Raw genomic sequence first — 18,386 nt, 5'->3', positions numbered from 1 at the left:
CATGACTCAGGCGGACCTCTCGCAGTTCTCGGGGGCGGCGGACGACCGCCCCGAGGCGGAGGCGGTCGCCGTCGCGGGCGACGCGTCACAGGCGGTCAGTGAGGTTATCGACGCCTCGGAGCTGAAGTTCCCCGACCCCGATGGGACGGTCGACCTCACGGTCACGCAGGTCGACTACACCGTCGAAGGGCAGGGTTCCGAGGAGTACCCCGTCGTCCACCTGTTCGGTCGGACTCCGGACGGGACGGCGGAACACGTCCGCGTTCTCGGGTTCGAACCGTACTTCTACGCGCCGACAGCGAGTCTCGACGACGACGACCTCGACCGGGACGTAATCACGCGCACGGAGACGGGCTACGAGAGCATCCGCGGCGAGGAGCTGACGAAAATCTGTACCCAGACGCCACGCGACGTGGGGCAGATTCGCGACGAGTTCGACCACTTCGAGGCGGACATCCTCTTCCCGAACCGCCTCCTCATCGACAAGGACATTGGGAGTGGCGTTCGCGTCCCCGTCCGGCGACTGGAGAGTGGGTCGATTCAGATTCCACACGACGAGATTCAGGCCGTCGAGGCGACGGCAGACCTCCGCGTGAACACGTTCGACATCGAAGTCGACGACCGCTCCGGTTTCCCCGAGGACGGCGAGGAGCCAATCGTCTGTCTCACCAGTCACGACTCCGGGAGCGACGAGTACATCACGTGGCTCTACGAGGCGCCCGAGGGCGAGGGCGTCACCCCCGACGACCTCGCGGCGTACGAGGGACTCGAAGGCGATGTCGACGCCGAAGTCCGCGCCTTCGACTCCGAGGCCGCCATGCTCGATGCCTTCCTCACCTACATCGAGGACACCGACCCCGACGTGCTCACGGGGTGGAACTTCGAGGACTTCGACGCGCCCTACTTCATCGACCGACTCGAGGTGCTCGGCAAGCGCCCGGACGTGGACCGCGACCTGAATCCCAACCGCCTCTCACGCATCGGTGAGGTGTGGCGGAGCGACTGGGGTGGCCCGACTATCAAGGGCCGCGTCGTCTTCGACCTGCTTTACGCCTACAAGCGCACCCAGTTCACTGAACTTGAATCGTACCGGCTCGACGCCGTCGGCGAACAGGAACTCGGCGCGGGCAAGGAGCGCTACACGGGCGACATCGGCGACCTGTGGGAGGACGACCCCCAGCGTCTGCTGGAGTACAACCTCCGCGACGTGGAACTCTGTGTCGAACTCGACCGCAAGCGCGACATCATCTCCTTCTGGGACGAGGTGCGGACGTTCGTCGGGTGTAAACTGGAGGACGCCCCGACGCCCGGTGACGCCGTTGACGTGTACGTCCTGCACAAGGTCCACGGGAACTTCGCCCTGCCCTCGAAGGGGCGGGCCGACGCCGAGGACTACGAGGGCGGTGCGGTGTTCGACCCCATCACGGGCATCAAGGAGAACGTGAGCGTCCTCGACCTGAAGTCGCTGTATCCGATGTGCATGGTGACCATCAACGCGTCGCCGGAGACGAAAGTCGACCCCGAGGCGTACGACGGCGACACCTACCGCGCGCCCAACGGCACCCACTTCCAGAAGGAACCGGACGGCGTCATCCGGGAGATGGTCGACGAGTTGCTGAAAGAGCGCGAACAGAAGAAGGCCGAGCGCAACGACAACGAACCCGGGAGTCAGGCCTACGAGCAGTACGACCGAGAACAGCAGGCGGTGAAGGTCATCATGAACTCGCTCTACGGCGTCCTGGGCTGGGACCGCTTCCGCCTCTACGACCGGGAGATGGGCGCCGCCGTCACCGCGACGGGGCGGGACGTCATCGAACACACCCAGACCGCCGCCAACGACGTGGGTTACGAGGTGGCCTACGGCGACACCGACAGCGTCATGCTCGAACTCGGGGATGACGTGGCTGTCGACGAGGTACCCGACGAGGTTCGCGAATCCCACCCCGAGATGAGCGAGTCGGGGCTTCGACAGATTGCGGGTGCCATCGAGACGGGCTACGAACTCGAGGAATCCATCAACGACTCCTACGACGAGTTCGCGTTGGAGGAACTCAACGCCCACGACCACCGCTTCCAAATCGAGTTCGAGAAGCTCTACCGGCGGTTCTTCCAGGCGGGCAAGAAGAAACGCTACGCGGGCCACATCGTCTGGAAGGAGGGCAAACACGTCGACGATATCGACATCACGGGCTTCGAGTACAAGCGCTCGGACATCGCGCCGATAACGAAGGAGGTCCAGCGACAGGTCATCGAGATGATCGTGAAGGAGGATGCTGTTGATGAGGTTGAAAAGTACTTGGAAGGCATCATCAACCGATTTCAGGAACAGAAAATAGATGCGGAACGGATCGGCATTCCCGGTGGTATCGGCCAGCGATTGGATGAATATGATAGTCCTTCTGCTCACATCCGTGGGGCGAAATACGCAAATGCTGTTCTCAATACGAATTTTGACCGTGGATCGAAACCGCGACACCTCTATTTGGAGCGTGTTCTTCCCCAATTCTTCGAAATAGTTGAGCGGGAGAATTCATCCATAGTTTCAGATGCTGATTATCGCGAATTCAAGCGAAATCCCGATATTATCTGTTTTGAATATCCTGATCAAGTCCCTGAATCGTTCGAAATTGACTATCAGAAGATGCTCGAAAAGACACTTGAGGGGCCGATATCCCGAATCACAGAGAGTCTCGGCATTTCGTGGGAACATCTGGTTGACGGAGAGCAGCAGACTGGCTTAGGCCATTATATGTGAATTAGGCAGATTCGTCCATATCTGCAGATTCTAGTATCTCATGCATCCATTCCTGTGGGAGCTTATCGCTGTGCCTTCGCACATACTCTATCCATATTTCTCGATCTGTGTCGTTTAATTTGTTGTAGTATTCCGGTCTAACTTTCTCGTAGTCGGGAGGTTCTTCGCTGGGAAGATTTGTTTCCATGATCTCCAAACCGTATAGTGCCATAGCTCTCCGCATATATCCCTTGACGGTTGATTCGGAGACGTTCAATTTCTTAGAAATACCGTTTGAAGAGAAACCTTTTTCTGCATATGCGACTGCTTTTGCCTCGGGTTTTCGAAGTTCGGTAGTTTTGGCCAAATAGCGGCCTCTCTGTGTCGCATATCTGTCATCACTTAGACTCGACATCATTATCGTATTTGTGTGCCGGAGTTAATAAATCAAGTAGTGTAATGCCCGGAACAGGCTTATAAACACGGCAGGGTTGTATTCAATATGGAACCTGATGACTGGGTGATTGGTGTCATTAGAAGTGATGACGAATATAGTGTACTAACCCAAAGTGGGCACGTTGATCCCTCTTCCATTTCTGAGGTTGTTTTCCCGCTCAGCTTTCCATGGGATGACGAGCCACAGTTGATCCCGGTACCGCTTGAGGTAGTTGAAGTCAACGAACGGAATATGGGCCCAGAACGACATTATAGTGCGAGAGCTGAAGGAACAGTTCCAAATAGCAATGATTTTTGGGAAATTGAAATTGAATTATGGGAATATCCCTCGAATACATTTAACATGTCGAGTTTGACTCACACCGACAATATCCGTAGTGCTCTATGGGATGAAGATGATCTACTAAATGCTATCAGAACTCGCTTTTAGTCGACTAAAACCAGACACATTCGAAATCGACTGGGACAAGATGCTCGAAAAGACGCTCAAAGGCCCTATCGAGCGCATTATCGAGGCCCTCGGGCTGTCGTGGGACGAAGTGAAAAGCGGACAGCGACAGACCGGTCTCGGCCAGTTCTGAAACAGAAGTTTCCCTATAGAGAAATATAGTTTTCTCTCGAAAAACTCGAAGGGGGATAATGCGTAAGCATTATGCGTCTTACAGCCCAGTCTCACAGTAGGGATATGGCAACACTACAGATCAACAATCTTCACGCCAAAGTCGCAGAAGAGGACGGCGAGAGTATTCTTCGCGGCGTCGACTTGGAGGTCAAATCGGGCGAGATTCACGCCCTCATGGGCCCGAACGGCTCCGGGAAGTCGACGACAGCGAAGGTCATCGCCGGCCATCCGGCCTACGAGGTCACCGACGGTGAGATTACGCTCATCCTCGACGACGAGGACCTGAGCGACATCGACGAGGAGGTACCCCCCGAGAAGCGCGAGTGGGACTTGCTCGACCTCGAACCGAACGAGCGTGCGGCCCTCGGCATCTTCCTCGGCTTCCAGTATCCGGCCGAAATCGAGGGCGTTACGATGACGAACTTCCTCCGACAGGCGCTCAACGCCAAGACGGAGGAGCGCGAGGAGCTCTTCGAAGACGAGGACGAGGCCGACGCCGACGAAGAGGACGCGGGCTACGACACCTCCCCGATGGAGGGCGAGGCCGACGACGGTGAAATCGGCGTCGCCGAGTTCCAGCAGCTGTTGAAGGAGAAGATGGAGCTGCTGGACATGGACGAGAAGTTCGCACAGCGCTACCTCAACGCCGGCTTCTCCGGCGGCGAGAAGAAGCAAAACGAGGTACTGCAGGCAGCCATCCTCGAGCCGTGCGTCGCGGTGCTCGACGAAATCGACTCCGGGCTGGACATCGACCGCCTGCAGGACGTCTCTGAGGGTATCAACGCGCTCCGTGACCAGCAGGGCACGGGCGTCCTCCAGATCACGCACTATCAGCGCATCCTCGACTACGTCGAGCCCGATCACGTCCACGTGATGCTCGACGGCCAGATCGCTGAGAGCGGCGGCGCGGAGCTGGCTCAGAAGCTCGAGGACGAAGGGTACGACTGGGTCCGCGAGCAGGCCTACGAGACAGCGTAATACGGCTGCAGCCACAACACCATACTATGAGTTCAGATCAAGATCACCTCAAAGAGACAGATACCGAAGCCCGCTTCGAATTCAAGAAGGAAGAGCGGTCTTCCTTCCAGGCCGAGAAGGGCCTCACCGAGGAGACGATTCGCGTCATCTCGGAAGACAAGGGCGAACCCGAGTGGATGCTGAAGCGGCGGCTTCGGGCGCTGGAACAGTTCCAGGAGATGCCGATGCCGACGGACTGGCCCGGCCAGCCCGACCTCTCCGAAGTCGACGTCGACGAAATCGTTCCGTACATCCGACCTGACGTCGAGACGCGCGAGAGCGTCGACGACTGGACGGACCTTCCCGACAACATCAAAGACACCTTCGACAAACTGGGTATTCCGGAAGCCGAGAAGAACGCCCTCTCGGGCGTCGGCGCCCAGTACGAGTCGGAAGTCGTCTACCAGAACATGCAGGAGCGCTGGGAGGACAAAGGCGTCATCTTCTGCAACATGGACGAGGCCCTTCGCGAGCACGAGGACATCGTCCGCGAGCACTTCATGACGAAGTGCGTGCCCCCGAGCGACAACAAGTTCGCGGCGCTCCACGGTGCCATCTGGTCTGGCGGGTCGTTCGTCTACGTCCCCGAGGACACCACCGTCGATATGCCCGTGCAGGCCTACTTCCGGATGAACTCCGAGGGGATGGGCCAGTTCGAGCATACGCTCATCATCGCCGAGGAGAACTCCGAGGTACACTACATCGAGGGCTGTTCCGCCCCGAAGTACTCGGCGTTCAACCTCCACTCCGGCGGCGTCGAAGTGTTCGTCGACGAGGGCGCACACGTCCAGTACTCCACCGTGCAGAACTGGTCGAAGAACACCTACAACCTCAACACGAAGCGCGCACTCGTCGAATCCGACGGGCGCATGGAGTGGATTTCGGGGTCGATGGGGTCGAAGGCGACGATGCTCTACCCCGCGACGATTCTCAAGGGTCGCGGCGCGAGCGACAACCACATCACCATCGCCTTCGCTGGCGAGGGTCAGGACATCGACACCGGCGCGAAGGTCTATCACAACGCACCGGACACGAAGTCCACCATCGAGTCCAAGTCTGTCGCCAAAGACGGCGGCCGCACCAATTACAGAGGACTGGTCCACATCGCGGACGGTGCGTCCAACTCCTCGACCTCCGTCGAGTGTGACGCGCTGATGTTCGACAACGAGAGTACGTCGGACACCATGCCGTACATGGAGATCAACGAGTCCACGGTCGACGTGGCTCACGAGGCGACCGTCGGCAAGATCGGCGACGAGGACGTCTTCTACCTCCAGTCGCGTGGTCTCGACGACGACGACGCCAAGCAGATGATCGTCTCCGGCTTCATCGAGCCGATCACGGAGGAACTGCCCATCGAGTACGCGGTCGAACTCAACCGTCTCGTCGAACTCGAGATGGAGGGGAGTCTCGGATAATCATGAGCGCGCAGATACCTGCCGACCTGTCGGAAGCGACGGTCCACGAGATTGCCAACAGCCGCGACGAACCGGATTGGCTCCGTGAGACGCGGCTCAAGGCGCTCAAGGCGATGGACCGTCTGGAGATGCCGGACGTCATCCAGACGCCCGGCCGCCGGTGGACGGATCTCGACCAGCTCGATTTCGACGAACTGGCCGACCCGCTCACGCAGTCCGACTCGACCGAACGCGTCACGGACGAGGGCGTCGAAGTGCTCTCCTTCGCGGAAGCGGTCGAGGAGCATCCGAAGCTGATGGAGGCCAAGTTCGGCTCCGTCATCGACCCGGAGACGAACTACCTGACCGCGCTGTCGGTCGCGCTGTTCACGACGGGCACGTTCATCTACGTCCCCGAGGGTGTCGACGCCGAGGACGTGACCGTCCGGACGGACATGAACTCCCGGTCGCTGTTCAGTCACACGCTCGTCGTCACCGAGGACTCGTCGTCGGTGACGATTCTCGAGCGCATCGACTCGGGCGACGCCGACGTCGAGGGCGAGCGCTACTACAGCAACCTCGTCGAAGTCGACGCCGGCGAGAACAGCTACGTCCAGTACGGCTCGCTCCAGACGCTCGACGAGGAGACGTACAACGTCACGCTGAAACGCGGTGACGCGGGCGTCTACTCGACCATCAACTGGATCGAGGGGAACATTGGGTCCCGACTGACTCGCTCGGACATCGAGACGGAACTCAACGGCGACAGCTCCGAGAGTCAGATCGTCGGTGCCTTCTTCGGGCACAACGACCAGCACTTCGACCTGAACGCTCGCGTCTGGCACAAGGCCGAACACACGACGGCCGACCTCGTCACCCGCGGCGTCCTCGACGACACGGCCCGCTCGGTGTACGAGGGGGTTCAGGACGTGGGACGCGACGCGTGGGACACCAACTCCTACCAGCGCGAGAACACGCTGATGCTGAGCGACGACAGCGAGGCTGACGCGTCGCCGAAGCTCATCATCAACAACCACGACACCGAAGCGTCACACTCGGCGACGGTCGGGCAGGTCGACCAGGAAGACCTGTTCTACCTGACTTCCCGAACCATCTCCGAGCGCGACGCCCGCAACATGCTCGTCGAGGGCTTCTTCGTCCCCGTCCTCGAGGAGATAGAGGTCGACGAACTGCGCGAGGACCTCGAATCGCTGATCGCGGCACGACTCCGCGAATAGCTCGCTCGCCCCGCTTTCGGGTGCGAGACCGCCAGTTGGAGCGGCCACAGGGAACGGCTTAAGTTCCCCTCGCTCCGATTGCAGAGTATGACTGTCTCGGCCACACGTCTCGGACGGAGGTGTCAATCACCGTGAGCGTCAGCCAACGGGTTGGGACCGACCACCAACTCGCGCGCCTCCTCCAGATCGGCATCGTCCTCGAAGAGGTCGTCGAGGCGCGAGCCCATCACCACTACCAATCACTCGAACCGGAGTCGGCGAGCGACCCCGACATCGAGGACTTGCTTGCCGACGCCGCCGAGGAGTCGGCGACACACCGTGAGCGACTGGAGGCACTCATCGACGACCTCGACGCGGAGAGCATCCCGTTCGAGGACATCGAAACGCTCGTCGAGGCGCAGTACGCCCAGACGAAACCCGAGGACTTCGACGGCGTCCTCTACGACCAGCTCTGTAACGAAGAGACGGCGTACAAGTTCTACGACGACCTCGTGGCGGCAATCGAGGCCAGCGACGCGCGCTTCTCGGTCGACCGCGAGCGCCTCCTCGAGACGCTGCGGTCGATTCGCGAGGAGGAAGCAGCGGGCGTCGAAGAAGTGACGAAGGTTATGGAGACCCGGGAATGAACACGGCAGACCAGTACCTCAAGGCGATCTACCTGATTCAGGAGATGGAAGACGGTCCGGCAGCGACCGGGGCACTCGCAGATATGCTCGACGTGAGTCCAGCGAGCGCCAACGAAATGATCGGCAAACTCGAAGACCGCGGGTTCGCGGAACACGAGAAGTACAAGGGCGTCACGCTCACCGACGAGGGCATCGTCCGCGCCCGCGACGCCATCCAGACGTACTGCATCATCGAGCGCTTCCTCGCCAACGTCCTCGACGTCGACGACTTCCGCGGCGAGGCGCGCGAACTCGAAGCCGTCATCGACGACACCGTGGCCGAGCGTCTCGACACCATCATCAACCGCAATCCGAACTGCCCGGACTGCTTCGACGCCGAATCCGATGCCTGCCGAGAACTCGAAGTCGAGTGCGAAAACCCGGCCGACTAATCGGAACGACTGGATTTATACGCCGCCACCGCCGAAGACAATCTGTCCCCACGAGGGGCGACCGACGCGTAGTCCCGTGGTGTAGTGGCCAATCATCTGGGCCTTTGGAGCCCAGGACGGCGGTTCGAATCCGCCCGGGACTATTTAATATCTCTGACACTTCTAGCTGTCGCAGCCAACCCCCGCCACCTGCTTCGCTCGACCGACTAGTCTCCCGACCCGTCCCGCGCCGGTGGCGTCTTCGAGACGATTTGTCCGAACGTCCCTCGCCGGTCGGCGACCCAGCGGTACGCCTCCTCGCGAAGACGCTCGTAATCCTCGAACGCGCGGAGGAACGTCACGACGGGGCGGGCGTCGCTTCCGATGTCGGTTCGGAGGAACGCCTGTTCGGCGGCGGCGCCACAGGAGTACACGTCGTCGTCGGTCACGAGGTGTGCGCAGTCCTCGTACTCGTCGGGCAGTCGCTCCCGAAGCGTCGGCGTGAGTTCGGAGAAGCCGACGAGACGGAGGTCGGTCCGGCGTTCGAGTTGGTCTGCCCACCACGTACAGAACCCGCAGTCGTCGTCGAAGACTAACGTCGGTTCCATGGCGGCCGTACGGACTCGGTCCCTATTGGTCTCTCGCTTCGCTCACAGCGACCGTTCGATGTACCGATTGACCGCCTTGACGCGCTCCGGTCGGAACGTCCAGAGCGCGTCCCATTCGTTCTCGGCGACGCGTTCGGCGACGAGTGCGGCGGGACGGGCGTCGTCGTCTTCGGGGTCGTGGACGACGAACCACGACGACCGGAACTCGCCGTCGTAGCCCGCGTGGATGACGCCGGGGAACGACTGTGGCGGAATCCAGTCCGGGACACCGTAGACGTGGACGTTGACCGCCGTCTCGCCGAGCTGTCGATATACGTTCCGCGTGCCGCGTTCGTCGTTGAGTCTGGAGAGTCGCTGGAACGACGACCGGAGACGGCCCGATTTGTGGTTCCACGCCAACTGTTCGATGTACCGCGAGATGAGGATGAGCGGCAGCTTTTCGGAATTCGATACGGGGTACCCGCGCACGCGAAAGCGCGTCTCCTCCAGCTCCGCAAGCACGTCGGGGAGAGATACGTCGCCGAGCGATTTCGTCCCCGTGATGTAGAGGTCGGAGTTGACCATCAGCACCTCGTTTTCGAGCGCCGACAGCGGCGAGGAGGCGACGACGTCGTCGTCCTCCAGCAGTACCACGGCGTCGTCCTCGGCATCCGGAACGTCAAGTTCGGTGATGCCGACCGACGCGTGGCCGAACGTCTCTTCGAGCATGTCCTGAATCGGCTGGGGGCGCGTCCGGTTGACGACGGCGAGCGACCGGTCGCGCACCTCCCCACGCTCGATGAACGCAGCCAACGAGTCGGGCGGCTCGGGCATCTGACCGTCGTAGGGCTAGCAACCAGTTAAACTCCATCATCGATGGCGTTCCCCTCTCGCCCGGTCGATAGCGGCGTTCTCAGTCCGCCGTCGCGCCCCGTGACTGGCCGGTCTCGACGCCGCCCAGCATGTGGAGATAGTCGTCGAGGGCGAGGGCGAAGGGGGTGTCCGCCGGCACGTCGAGCCACGAGAACTCGAACTCGGCACCGCGTTCGGCACCCGTCCCTGTGACGACGTGGGTCCACGCGTCGCGCGGTTCGTGGACGCGGACGTGATAGAAATTTCTGACGTACCGTTTCGGCGGCGACTCACGGCGTGTCCACACGTCGGTGACGAGGTGGTCGACGCCCTCGAACGTCGTCAATCCGCTCTCCTCGACGACTTCGCGATAGAGGGCGTCCCGCGGGTTCTCGCCCGTCTCGACGGTCCCTTTCGGAATCTGGACCGCCTCGTGTCCCGGTCCGTCGAACACCAACACCGACCCGTCGCCTCTGGTGATGTAGGCGCACGCTTTCTCGACGTACGTCACGTTGTTCGTTACCACGGCACACGGACAACTCGCCGCGTACGTATAAGTCCACGGCCGGACGCTCGGTTCGGCCGGGACGTTATCTATCCGGAGTGCGTTCGAGGCGCATGGACGACACCCCCGCTGACCTGTCGCCCGCTGTCGCCCGACCTGCGGTCAGGCGGATGCGATTCGTGGCGCACGTCCTCGACGAGAGCGTCCGGATTCCGGGGACGTCCTTCCGCGTCGGCCTCGACCCCATTCTCGGCCTCCTCCCCGTCGTCGGCGACGTGGCGAGTGGGTGCCTCTCGCTGTACATCGTCCTCGAATCGGCGCGTCTCGGCGTCTCGAACCGCACACTGGTGCGGATGCTCGCGAACATCGCCCTCGACGTCGTCGCGGGGTCGGTTCCGCTCGTCGGCGACCTCTTCGACGCCGCGTGGCGGGCCAACACGCGGAACGTCGCCCTCGCTCTCGCGGACCTCGGGCTTGACGGCGGCGACTGAACTGCGCGGACCCCGCACGTTTTCTCCGCGGGCGTCGTGGCCGACGTATGACCGAGCTTCGCGTCTCGTCGGGCACCGTCCGCTGGGCGCTCGTCGTCGCGGTGGCGGCACTCGTCTTCGCCGCGTCGGTCGTCCGCCCGTCTGGGGCGGCGAGCACGCTCCCGGGGGCTTCCGGCCTCGTCTCTGCGACGGGCTGGCTTCACGCCGTCGCGTACGCCACGCTCGCGGTTCTCGTCGCGAACGCGCTCCGAGGTGACGGTCGCCCGGATTGGGTGGCCCTCGGCGCGGGGTTCGCGCTCGCGACGGCGTACGGGGCGGGCATCGAACTCGTCCAGTCGACGCTCGCCTACCGCGCGTTCGAGACGGCCGACCTCCTCGTCAACACCGTCGCTGCGGCGCTCTCGGTGGTCCTGTGGCGAATCCTCGGGGCCTGACTCACCAGTTATTTCATCGTCCACCACACATCACGCACGATGGCATCCTACGAGGCCTTCGACGAGAGCGTCGAGGTCCATGGCCGGACGATACTCGCCGTCGCCGACGACGCACTCTCGCGTTTCTCGGCGTCGTATCGCGAGACGGCGGCCGACGCGCTCGCGGCCAACGGCATCGACGAGCCGTCTGCCGACAGATGGTACTCCCAGCAGGCGTGGTTGGACTCCTTCGCGGTCATCGCCGACGAACTGGAGCCACACATTCTGGACCGTCTCGGCGAGCAGATTCCGGACGTGGCCGAGTGGCCGACGGGCATCGAGTCCGTCGAAGCGGGCCTGCGGTCCATCGACGAGGCGTACCAGCGCAACCACCGCGGCGGCGACATCGGCCACTACCGCTTCGAGTCGACCGGCGAGCAGACGGGGACCGTGACGTGTCGAACGCCGTACCCCTGTCCGTTCGACCGGGGCCTGATTCGCGCCGTCGCGCGACGGTACGCGCCGGTCGAATCGTTCGTCTTCGTCGAGGAACGCGGCGACCGGTGTCGACGCGACGGCGACGACGCCTGCGTCTACACCGTCTCGTGGTGACGACCGTTACGACTCGTAGGCTTCGATGGCGTCGATGAGTTCGCCGATAGTGTGGTCGGTCGCGAGGTCGAGTAACGTCTCCAACTCCTCGTAGGTGGTTGCGAGCTCTGCGATTCGCTCGTACGCCTCGTCGTCCTCGTCGAGACGTGTCAGCGCCCGGTCGAGCGTTCGCCGCGTCGACCCGACTTCTCGGGCGACGTGCTGTTGGCACACGTCTTGGACGACGAACCAGAGGTTCGGTTCGGGTTCGAACTGGACGCGCCGACCGCCGCCGCCGGATGAGCGCCGCCGGAGGAGGCCGATTCGCGTGAGGCGCCGCGTCACGTTGCTGATGGTCGATTTCGCGTAGCCCGTCCGCTCGACCAGCTCCGGAATGGACAGCGGTTCCGCCGCGAAGTAGAGGACGCCGTACACGCGCCCGGCGCTCCGACTCAGTCCGTACATCTCCGCCGACTGCTCCATCGATTCGATGACGGTCTCTCTGACTGCCGCCGCGTCAGCGTCAGTCATCGTCTCCTCCTGTGTCGATCCGCCGTGCGTTCACGTCTGACTCCGATGGACCGTAATCATTAAATTGTTTGGTATGTTTGTTCGGTACGAGCCGAACAAACGAAACGAACGGCTCGCCCGACGACCCGCTTCGGCCCTCCACCCGTCTCGTCGGTGCCCTGATTCCCGTCCCCAGCCATGTGTTCCCTCGTCCGTCCGTCGACGCCCGTCACTCGCCCGCGGTGTGAGCGCCTCGCGACTCGCCTTGAGCGTGGGCCGTTCGCGCTCGTCCTGTCGACCGTGCCGCTCGCGGCCCTCGTTCACCCCATCGCAGCGCTCGTCCCGTGTGTGGCGCTCGCGGCGCTCGTCGTTCACGACCGGTAGTCGGCGACGCGTCGTCTGTCGACGGCCCGATTCCGGTCGTCTGACTGTCGTAACGCCTAATAGTCGAACACTCCTTTTTTCGACAATGAAAGCAACCCGAACGCAACGGAGGTGGGAGCGTGGGCGTTGAAATAAAGGAATCTGCCGTCTCCGACGAGGCGTTCGAGGCGATGAAGGACTTCGTCGCGGATTATCTCGCAGCGAGCGTCGAGAACGAAGACGACGGCGGGCGGATGCGCTGGTACCCCTGGCACAGCGCCGAATACCGCTTCAACCACACCCTGAACGTCGTCGAGCTGGCGGCCGACATCGCGCGACGCGAGGGCGCCGATGTGGACGTGGTTCGCGTCGCGGCGCTGTTTCACGACATCGCCAAACTCGAAGCCGAACAGGAGCGCCACGCCGACGAGGGCGCCCGCGTCGCCCGCGAGTATCTCACCACCCGCGGCGACTACCCCCAGTCGTTCGTCGACCAGGTGACGCAGTCGGTCCGCGAGCACTCCTACCAAGGACCGCTCGCCGACGTGTCGCTGGAGACGCAGTGTCTCATCGAGGCCGACATCCTCGACAAGGTGGGCGCCAACGGCGCCGTGTTGATGCTACTCCGGATGGGCTACGAGTCCCGGACCCACATGGACGCCGGCGAGATGATTGACCGCGTCCTCGAACGCGGACGCGACGCCGCGAGTCGCGTGGAGAGCGACGCCGCCGAGAGCGTCGCACACCAACGAGTCAAGCGCGTGAAGTGGTTTCGCGAGTGGCTCACGGACGAAGTGCCGGGCATCGACGCCCGAGACGACGCGTAACGCCGCCGGTCGCCCCGATTTTTCGAGAGCGTAGAGAATATCGTGACCGCTTGGTGTGTCGCCAGATGAGCGGCGACACGAGGGCCTACCCGCTCAGTCGTCGCTGGTCTGGACCGTGCCCGTGTCGGCCTCGCTACCGCCCGCGGGCGTGGCCGGTTCGGGGAGTTCGTCGCGCACGTCTTCGCGACTCTCCTCGGCGATGACCGACGCGTAGGCGTCGGGCATGACCTTCGTGAAGTTCCGCACTTCGGAGCCCCAGTCTTCGAGGAGCGCTGCCGCGCGGTCGCTGTCGGTGTACTCCGCGTGGTTCTCGACGAGTCGGCGGAGCATCGCCTCGTCCGAGTCTTCGAGGTCGTGGTGGATGGTCACCATGCCCTTGTTGACGCGGGACTCGAAGTCGCCGTCGGGGTCGTAGACGTACGCCACGCCGCCGGACATCCCGGCCGCGAAGTTCCGTCCCGTCTCGCCGAGGACGGCGACGACGCCGCCGGTCATGTACTCACAGCCGTGGTCGCCGACGCCCTCGACGACGGCTTTCACGCCACTGTTGCGGACGCCGAAGCGCTCGCCGGCCAGTCCGTTGACGTACAGTTCGCCTCGCGTGGCGCCGTACAGACAGACGTTGCCGACGAGGATGTTCTCCTCGGGTTCGTAGGCCGCCGACTCGGGCGTTCGGACGATGACTTTCCCACCGGACAGCCCCTTGCCGACGTAGTCGTTGGCGGCGCCGACGAGTTCCATCCGGACGCCGTTGGCGAGGAAGGCGCCGAAGCTCTGCCCCGCGATGCCGTCGAAGGAACAGGAGATGGTGTCCTCCGGCAGGCCGCTCTCGCCGTAGCGACGGGAGATGCGGTTCGAGAGCATGGCGCCGACGGCGCGGTCCTGATTCGAGATGTCGTAGCGCAGGTGGGTCGGTTCGCCCTCCTCGATGGCGTCCGACGCGTCGGCGATGAGGTCGTGGTCGATGTGCTCGCCGATGTCCGCGTGCTTCTGGTCACGGACCTTGTAGCGCTCGCCACCCTCGGGTTCCGCGATGATGGCCGACAGGTCGAGGTGTTTGGCCTTCGGATGGTCGGTCTCGGCCTGTTCGAGGACGCCCGGACGACCGATCATCTCGTCGACGGAGCGGAAGCCGAGGTCGGCCATGATCTCGCGCAGTTCCTGCGCGAGGAACACCATGTAGTTGATGACGTGTTCGGGCTGACCCGAGAAGCGGTCGCGCAGTTCCTCGTCCTGCGTCGCGACCCCAGTCGGGCAGTTGTTGGTGTGACAGATGCGGGCCATCACACAGCCAGAGGTGATGAGGCTGGAGGTGCCGAAGATGTACTCCTCGGCGCCGAGCAGCGCCGCGACGGCCACGTCGCGACCCGTCATCAGGCCGCCGTCGGCGGAGATGCGGATGCGGTCACGCAGCCCCGTCGCGCGGAGCATCTGGTTGGCCTCGGCGACGCCGAGCTCCCACGGCAGTCCCGCGTTCTTGATGGACGTCTTGGGCGAGGCGCCGGTCCCGCCGGAGTGACCCGAGATGTGGACCACGTCGGCGTTCGCCTTCGCGACGCCGGCCGCGATGGTCCCGATGCCCGCCTCGGCGACGAGCTTCACGTTGATGTCGGCCTCGGGGTTGGCCGTCTTCAGGTCGTGGATGAGCTGCTTGAGGTCCTCGATGGAGTAGATGTCGTGGAGCGGCGGCGGCGAGATGAGGCCGACGCCCGGCGTGGAGTACCGGACGTGGGCGATCATCTCGTTGACCTTCTTGCCCGGGAGGTGTCCGCCTTCGCCGGGCTTGGACCCCTGTGCCATCTTGATTTGAATCTCCTCGGCGGAGGAGAGGTAGTTCGACGTGACGCCGAAGCGACCGGAGGCGACCTGCTTGACGGTGCACTCCTTCTCGGTGTCGAAGCGCTCCGGCGGTTCGCCGCCTTCGCCGGTGTTTGACTTGCCGCCGATGCGGTTCATCGCGATGGAGTTAGTCTCGTGTGCCTCCGGCGAGAGCGACCCGAGCGACATGGCCGCCGTCGAGAATCGCTCGACGATTTCGTGGACCGGCTCAACCTCGTCCAGCGGGACGGAATCGCGGTCGCTGTCGAACTCCAGTAGGCCGCGGAGCGTCTGCAGGTTCCCTTCGCCCTGCTGGTTGTTGATGAGTTCCGCGAACTCGGTATACTTGTCGTAACTCCCGGAGCGGACCGCCTGCTGTAGCGTGCCGACCGTCTTCGGGTTCCACTGGTGGTGCATCCCGTTCGAACGGTGTTCGTACTCGCCCTGCCGTTCGAGTTCGGGGTCGGCGCCGTAGGCGACGGCGTGGCGCGTCAGCAGGTCGTCTTCGAGCTGCGGGATGCCGATACCTTCCGTCCGAATCTCCGTCCCTTCGAAGTATTCCGCGACGAAGTCAGAGGAGAGGCCGACCGCCTCGAAGATTTGGGCGCCTTGGTAGCTCTCCACGGTGGAGATTCCCATCTTCGCCATCGTCTTCAGGAGGCCGTCTTCGAGGGCCTTCTTGTAGTTCGAGATGGCCTTGTCCTCGTCGGCGCCGTCCGGTCCGGCGACGACATCGCTGATGCTCTGGTACGCGAGGTAGGGGTTGACCGCGTCGGCGCCGTAGCCGACGAGCGTCGCGAGGTGGTGTACCTCGCGCGGGTCGCCCGATTCGATGACCAGTCCGGCGTGGTTGCGGAGGCCGTTTCGGACCAGCGCGTGGTGGACGCCACCCATCGCCAGCAGACTCGGGATGGGAACTCGCTCCGGGCTGGTGTTGCGGTCCGAGAGAACGACGATGTCCGCGCCGGCCTCGATGGCCTCACGGGCGTCGCGTCGCAGGTGTTCGACGGCGGTGTCGAGGTCCGTCCCCTTCTCGTAGGTCATGTCGACGACGGCCGACTCGAACTCGCCGTCGAGGTCTTTGATGTCCGCCATCTGCCCGTCGGTCAGGACGGGCGAGTCGACGACGAGCTGCCGGGCGTGTTCCGGCGTCTCGTCGAGGAGGTTGCGCTGAGGGCCAAGCCGCGATTCCAGACTCGTCACCAGCTCTTCGCGGATGTAGTCGATTGGCGGGTTCGACACCTGCGCGAACAGCTGCTTGAAGTAGGTGAACAGCGGTCGGTTGAAGTCGGAGAGGACCGACAGCGGCGCGTCGTCACCCATCGAGCCGACGGGGTCTTTCCCGTCTTCGGCCATCGGTTCGACGAGGTGTTCGAGCTGGTCGTAGGTGTAGCCGAAGGCGGCCTGCTGGGCGCGCAGCGACTCCACCTCGCCGCGTGGCTCGTAGTCCGTCTCGGCCTCGTCGTCGAGGTGGCGTTGCTCTTGCTCGATCCACTCGCCGTACTTCTCGTCGGTGAGGTCGGCGAACACTTCCTCGTCGGGGACGACTTCGCCGCGTTCGGGGTCCGCGACGAGCAACTGACCGGGCTGGAGGCGGTGGCGCTCCTCGATGTTCGAGGGGTCGACGTCGAGCGCGCCGGCCTCGCTGGCCATGATGAAGCGGCCGTCGTCGGTCACGTCGTACCGGCAGGGGCGGAGTCCGTTGCGGTCGAGGGCGGCGGCGACGCGGTCACCGTCGGTGCCGACGACGAGCGCCGGCCCGTCCCACGGTTCGACGAGGCTCGCGTGGTAGTCGTAGAAGTCCTTGCGCTCCTGGCTCATCTCGTCGTCCTTGCGGAACGCCTCGGGGATGAGCATGCGGAGTGCGTGCGGCAGGTCGCGCCCGCCCTGCATCAGCAGTTCGAGCGCGTTGTCGACGGACGCGGTGTCGCTCTGGTTCGGGTCGTTGATGATGGGCTTCAGCGTGTCGATGTCGTCGCCGAAGTCCGGGTGTTCGAGGTCCGTCTCCCGGGCGCGCATCCAGTTGATGTTGCCCCGGATGGTGTTGAACTCGCCGTTGTGGATGATGTTCCGATAGGGGTGTGCGAGATGCCACGCGCCGAGCGTGTTCGTCGAGAAGCGGGCGTGGACGAGCACGAGCGTCGACTTCACGCGTTCGTCGACGAGGTCAGGGTAGTACGTCCGCAGCTGCGTCGCCTTGAGGAGACCCTTGTAGACGAGCGTCTCGCGGTCGAGCGAGCAGATGTAGAACCGTTCGGCGCCCGCCGATTCCATCTCCTCGATGGCGTTTTCGACGGCGCGGCGTGCGACGTAGAGCGCGCGGTCGAACGCCTCGTCGTCCATGTCGGTCGCCGGGCGAACGAACGGCTGGTAGACGTCCGGTTCGGAGTCCAGCGCCGTCTGCCCGAGTTCGTGGTTGTCGGTCGGTACGTCCCGCCAGTGGAACACGTCAAGGTCGTGTTCCGCCAGCGTCCGCTCGAAGATGGTCATCAGACCCTGTCGGGCAGCCCCGTCCTGGGGCATGAACACCGAGCCGACCGCGTACGTCTCGGGGAGGTCGGCGTCGACAGCGGCCTCGAAGAACTCGTCCGGCCGCTGAATCATGATGCCGGCGCCGTCACCGGTCGCCTCTTCGGCGCCCGTCGTGCCCCGATGTTCGAGGTTGATGAGCAGTTCGATGCCGTCGGCGACCGTCTCGTGGGAGTCGCCGCCGTCGAGGTCGAGAACGACGCCTACACCGCAGTTCGATCGGTCGTCTGTGGGGTCAGCCAGCCCCTCCTGATCGGCGTGGGCGTCTCTCCGCGGCTTGGTCATACCCCCCCTTCTATGTTCCCACTTATCAGCCTGTCCCTGTTACCGTATGGCTTCCCTAACCACATACAAGGTAATATATATCATACTAATACACTGCATCACCTTAGCGAACTTG

18 protein-coding genes and 1 tRNA gene are annotated in these 18,386 nt (G+C 63.3%); 13 read left to right on the top strand and 6 right to left on the bottom strand.

Annotation, left to right across the window (positions count from 1 at the left end; all coding sequences use genetic code 11):
* Position 1: 1 nt before the first annotated feature.
* The gene (locus BLU18_RS05195; RefSeq protein WP_092632528.1) at positions 2-2,755 is read left to right on the top strand and encodes a DNA-directed DNA polymerase; all 2,754 of its coding nucleotides are present in this window, start codon (positions 2-4) and stop codon (positions 2,753-2,755) included.
* 1 nt (position 2,756) lies between these two features.
* Here the strand turns inward: BLU18_RS05195 and BLU18_RS05190 are convergent, their stop codons facing one another.
* Entirely contained in the window at positions 2,757-3,152 is a 396-nt protein-coding gene (locus tag BLU18_RS05190; protein WP_092632525.1) for a helix-turn-helix transcriptional regulator, read from the bottom strand.
* 84 nt (positions 3,153-3,236) lie between these two features.
* On the opposite strand from BLU18_RS05190, the gene BLU18_RS14505 reads away from it, so the two are divergent.
* The 7 genes from BLU18_RS14505 (at position 3,237) to BLU18_RS05160 (ending at position 8,664) form a co-directional block, all read left to right on the top strand.
* On the top strand, positions 3,237-3,620 hold the full coding sequence (locus tag BLU18_RS14505) for a hypothetical protein (RefSeq protein ID WP_143025229.1): 384 nt from the start codon (positions 3,237-3,239) through the stop codon (positions 3,618-3,620).
* Positions 3,621-3,875: 255 nt separating this feature from the next.
* The gene (locus BLU18_RS05185; protein ID WP_092632522.1) at positions 3,876-4,790 is read left to right on the top strand and encodes an ABC transporter ATP-binding protein; all 915 of its coding nucleotides are present in this window, start codon (positions 3,876-3,878) and stop codon (positions 4,788-4,790) included.
* 26 nt (positions 4,791-4,816) lie between these two features.
* Positions 4,817-6,247 carry a Fe-S cluster assembly protein SufB gene (gene sufB / locus BLU18_RS05180; RefSeq protein WP_092632518.1) on the top strand — a complete coding sequence of 477 codons (1,431 nt, stop codon included), beginning with the start codon at positions 4,817-4,819 and terminating at the stop codon, positions 6,245-6,247.
* A gap of 2 nt (positions 6,248-6,249) precedes the next feature.
* On the top strand, positions 6,250-7,464 hold the full coding sequence (sufD, locus tag BLU18_RS05175) for a Fe-S cluster assembly protein SufD (protein ID WP_092632515.1): 1,215 nt from the start codon (positions 6,250-6,252) through the stop codon (positions 7,462-7,464).
* Between the two features lie 131 nt (positions 7,465-7,595).
* Positions 7,596-8,090, top strand: coding sequence for a rubrerythrin (locus tag BLU18_RS05170; RefSeq protein WP_092633626.1), 495 nt, complete (start codon positions 7,596-7,598; stop codon positions 8,088-8,090).
* Positions 8,087-8,521 (top strand): metal-dependent transcriptional regulator, encoded by a 435-nt coding sequence (locus BLU18_RS05165; RefSeq protein WP_092632512.1) that lies wholly within the window; start codon positions 8,087-8,089, stop codon positions 8,519-8,521. Before BLU18_RS05170 ends, BLU18_RS05165 begins: the two co-directional genes overlap by 4 nt.
* Before the next feature lie 70 nt (positions 8,522-8,591).
* Positions 8,592-8,664: transfer RNA gene (locus tag BLU18_RS05160), tRNA-Gln, on the top strand.
* A 63-nt stretch (positions 8,665-8,727) separates the two neighbouring features.
* On the opposite strand, the gene BLU18_RS05155 is transcribed toward BLU18_RS05160, so the two are convergent.
* The 3 genes from BLU18_RS05155 to BLU18_RS05145 form a co-directional block, all read right to left on the bottom strand.
* A complete protein-coding gene (locus BLU18_RS05155) occupies positions 8,728-9,108 on the bottom strand; it encodes a DCC1-like thiol-disulfide oxidoreductase family protein (RefSeq protein ID WP_092632509.1) in 381 nt (126 codons plus the stop codon).
* Positions 9,109-9,150: 42 nt separating this feature from the next.
* The gene (locus BLU18_RS05150; RefSeq protein WP_092632506.1) at positions 9,151-9,921 is read right to left on the bottom strand and encodes a DICT sensory domain-containing protein; all 771 of its coding nucleotides are present in this window, start codon (positions 9,919-9,921) and stop codon (positions 9,151-9,153) included.
* A 79-nt stretch (positions 9,922-10,000) separates the two neighbouring features.
* Positions 10,001-10,465 (bottom strand): NUDIX hydrolase, encoded by a 465-nt coding sequence (locus BLU18_RS05145; protein ID WP_092632503.1) that lies wholly within the window; start codon positions 10,463-10,465, stop codon positions 10,001-10,003.
* 92 nt (positions 10,466-10,557) lie between these two features.
* On the opposite strand from BLU18_RS05145, the gene BLU18_RS05140 reads away from it, so the two are divergent.
* From BLU18_RS05140 to BLU18_RS05130, 3 genes are read left to right on the top strand one after another with little or no spacing between them, the layout of a single operon-like run.
* Complete coding sequence (locus BLU18_RS05140; protein WP_092632500.1) at positions 10,558-10,935, top strand: DUF4112 domain-containing protein; 378 nt, start codon at positions 10,558-10,560, stop codon at positions 10,933-10,935.
* Positions 10,936-10,982: 47 nt separating this feature from the next.
* Positions 10,983-11,369, top strand: coding sequence for a VanZ family protein (locus BLU18_RS05135; protein ID WP_092632497.1), 387 nt, complete (start codon positions 10,983-10,985; stop codon positions 11,367-11,369).
* Between the two features lie 39 nt (positions 11,370-11,408).
* Positions 11,409-11,960: a hypothetical protein gene (locus tag BLU18_RS05130; protein WP_092632494.1), complete on the top strand. Its 552-nt coding sequence runs from the start codon at positions 11,409-11,411 to the stop codon at positions 11,958-11,960.
* 6 nt (positions 11,961-11,966) lie between these two features.
* Here BLU18_RS05130 and BLU18_RS05125 read toward each other — a convergent pair whose 3' ends face one another.
* Positions 11,967-12,470 carry a GbsR/MarR family transcriptional regulator gene (locus tag BLU18_RS05125; protein ID WP_092632490.1) on the bottom strand — a complete coding sequence of 168 codons (504 nt, stop codon included), beginning with the start codon at positions 12,468-12,470 and terminating at the stop codon, positions 11,967-11,969.
* A 177-nt stretch (positions 12,471-12,647) separates the two neighbouring features.
* On the opposite strand from BLU18_RS05125, the gene BLU18_RS05120 reads away from it, so the two are divergent.
* Together BLU18_RS05120 and BLU18_RS05115 are read left to right on the top strand one after the other, a co-directional pair.
* Positions 12,648-12,833, top strand: a complete 186-nt coding sequence (locus BLU18_RS05120) for a hypothetical protein (RefSeq protein WP_092632487.1) — start codon at positions 12,648-12,650, stop codon at positions 12,831-12,833.
* A 119-nt stretch (positions 12,834-12,952) separates the two neighbouring features.
* Complete coding sequence (locus BLU18_RS05115; RefSeq protein WP_092632484.1) at positions 12,953-13,639, top strand: HD domain-containing protein; 687 nt, start codon at positions 12,953-12,955, stop codon at positions 13,637-13,639.
* A gap of 93 nt (positions 13,640-13,732) precedes the next feature.
* On the opposite strand, the gene gltB is transcribed toward BLU18_RS05115, so the two are convergent.
* On the bottom strand, positions 13,733-18,271 hold the full coding sequence (gene gltB, locus BLU18_RS05110) for a glutamate synthase large subunit (protein ID WP_092632481.1): 4,539 nt from the start codon (positions 18,269-18,271) through the stop codon (positions 13,733-13,735).
* Between the last annotated feature and the right edge of the window lie 115 nt (positions 18,272-18,386).

Source organism: Haloplanus vescus (genome assembly GCF_900107665.1).
Classification (GTDB): Archaea; Halobacteriota; Halobacteria; order Halobacteriales; family Haloferacaceae; genus Haloplanus; species Haloplanus vescus.
This window is presented reverse-complemented; position numbering and strand designations above follow the sequence as displayed.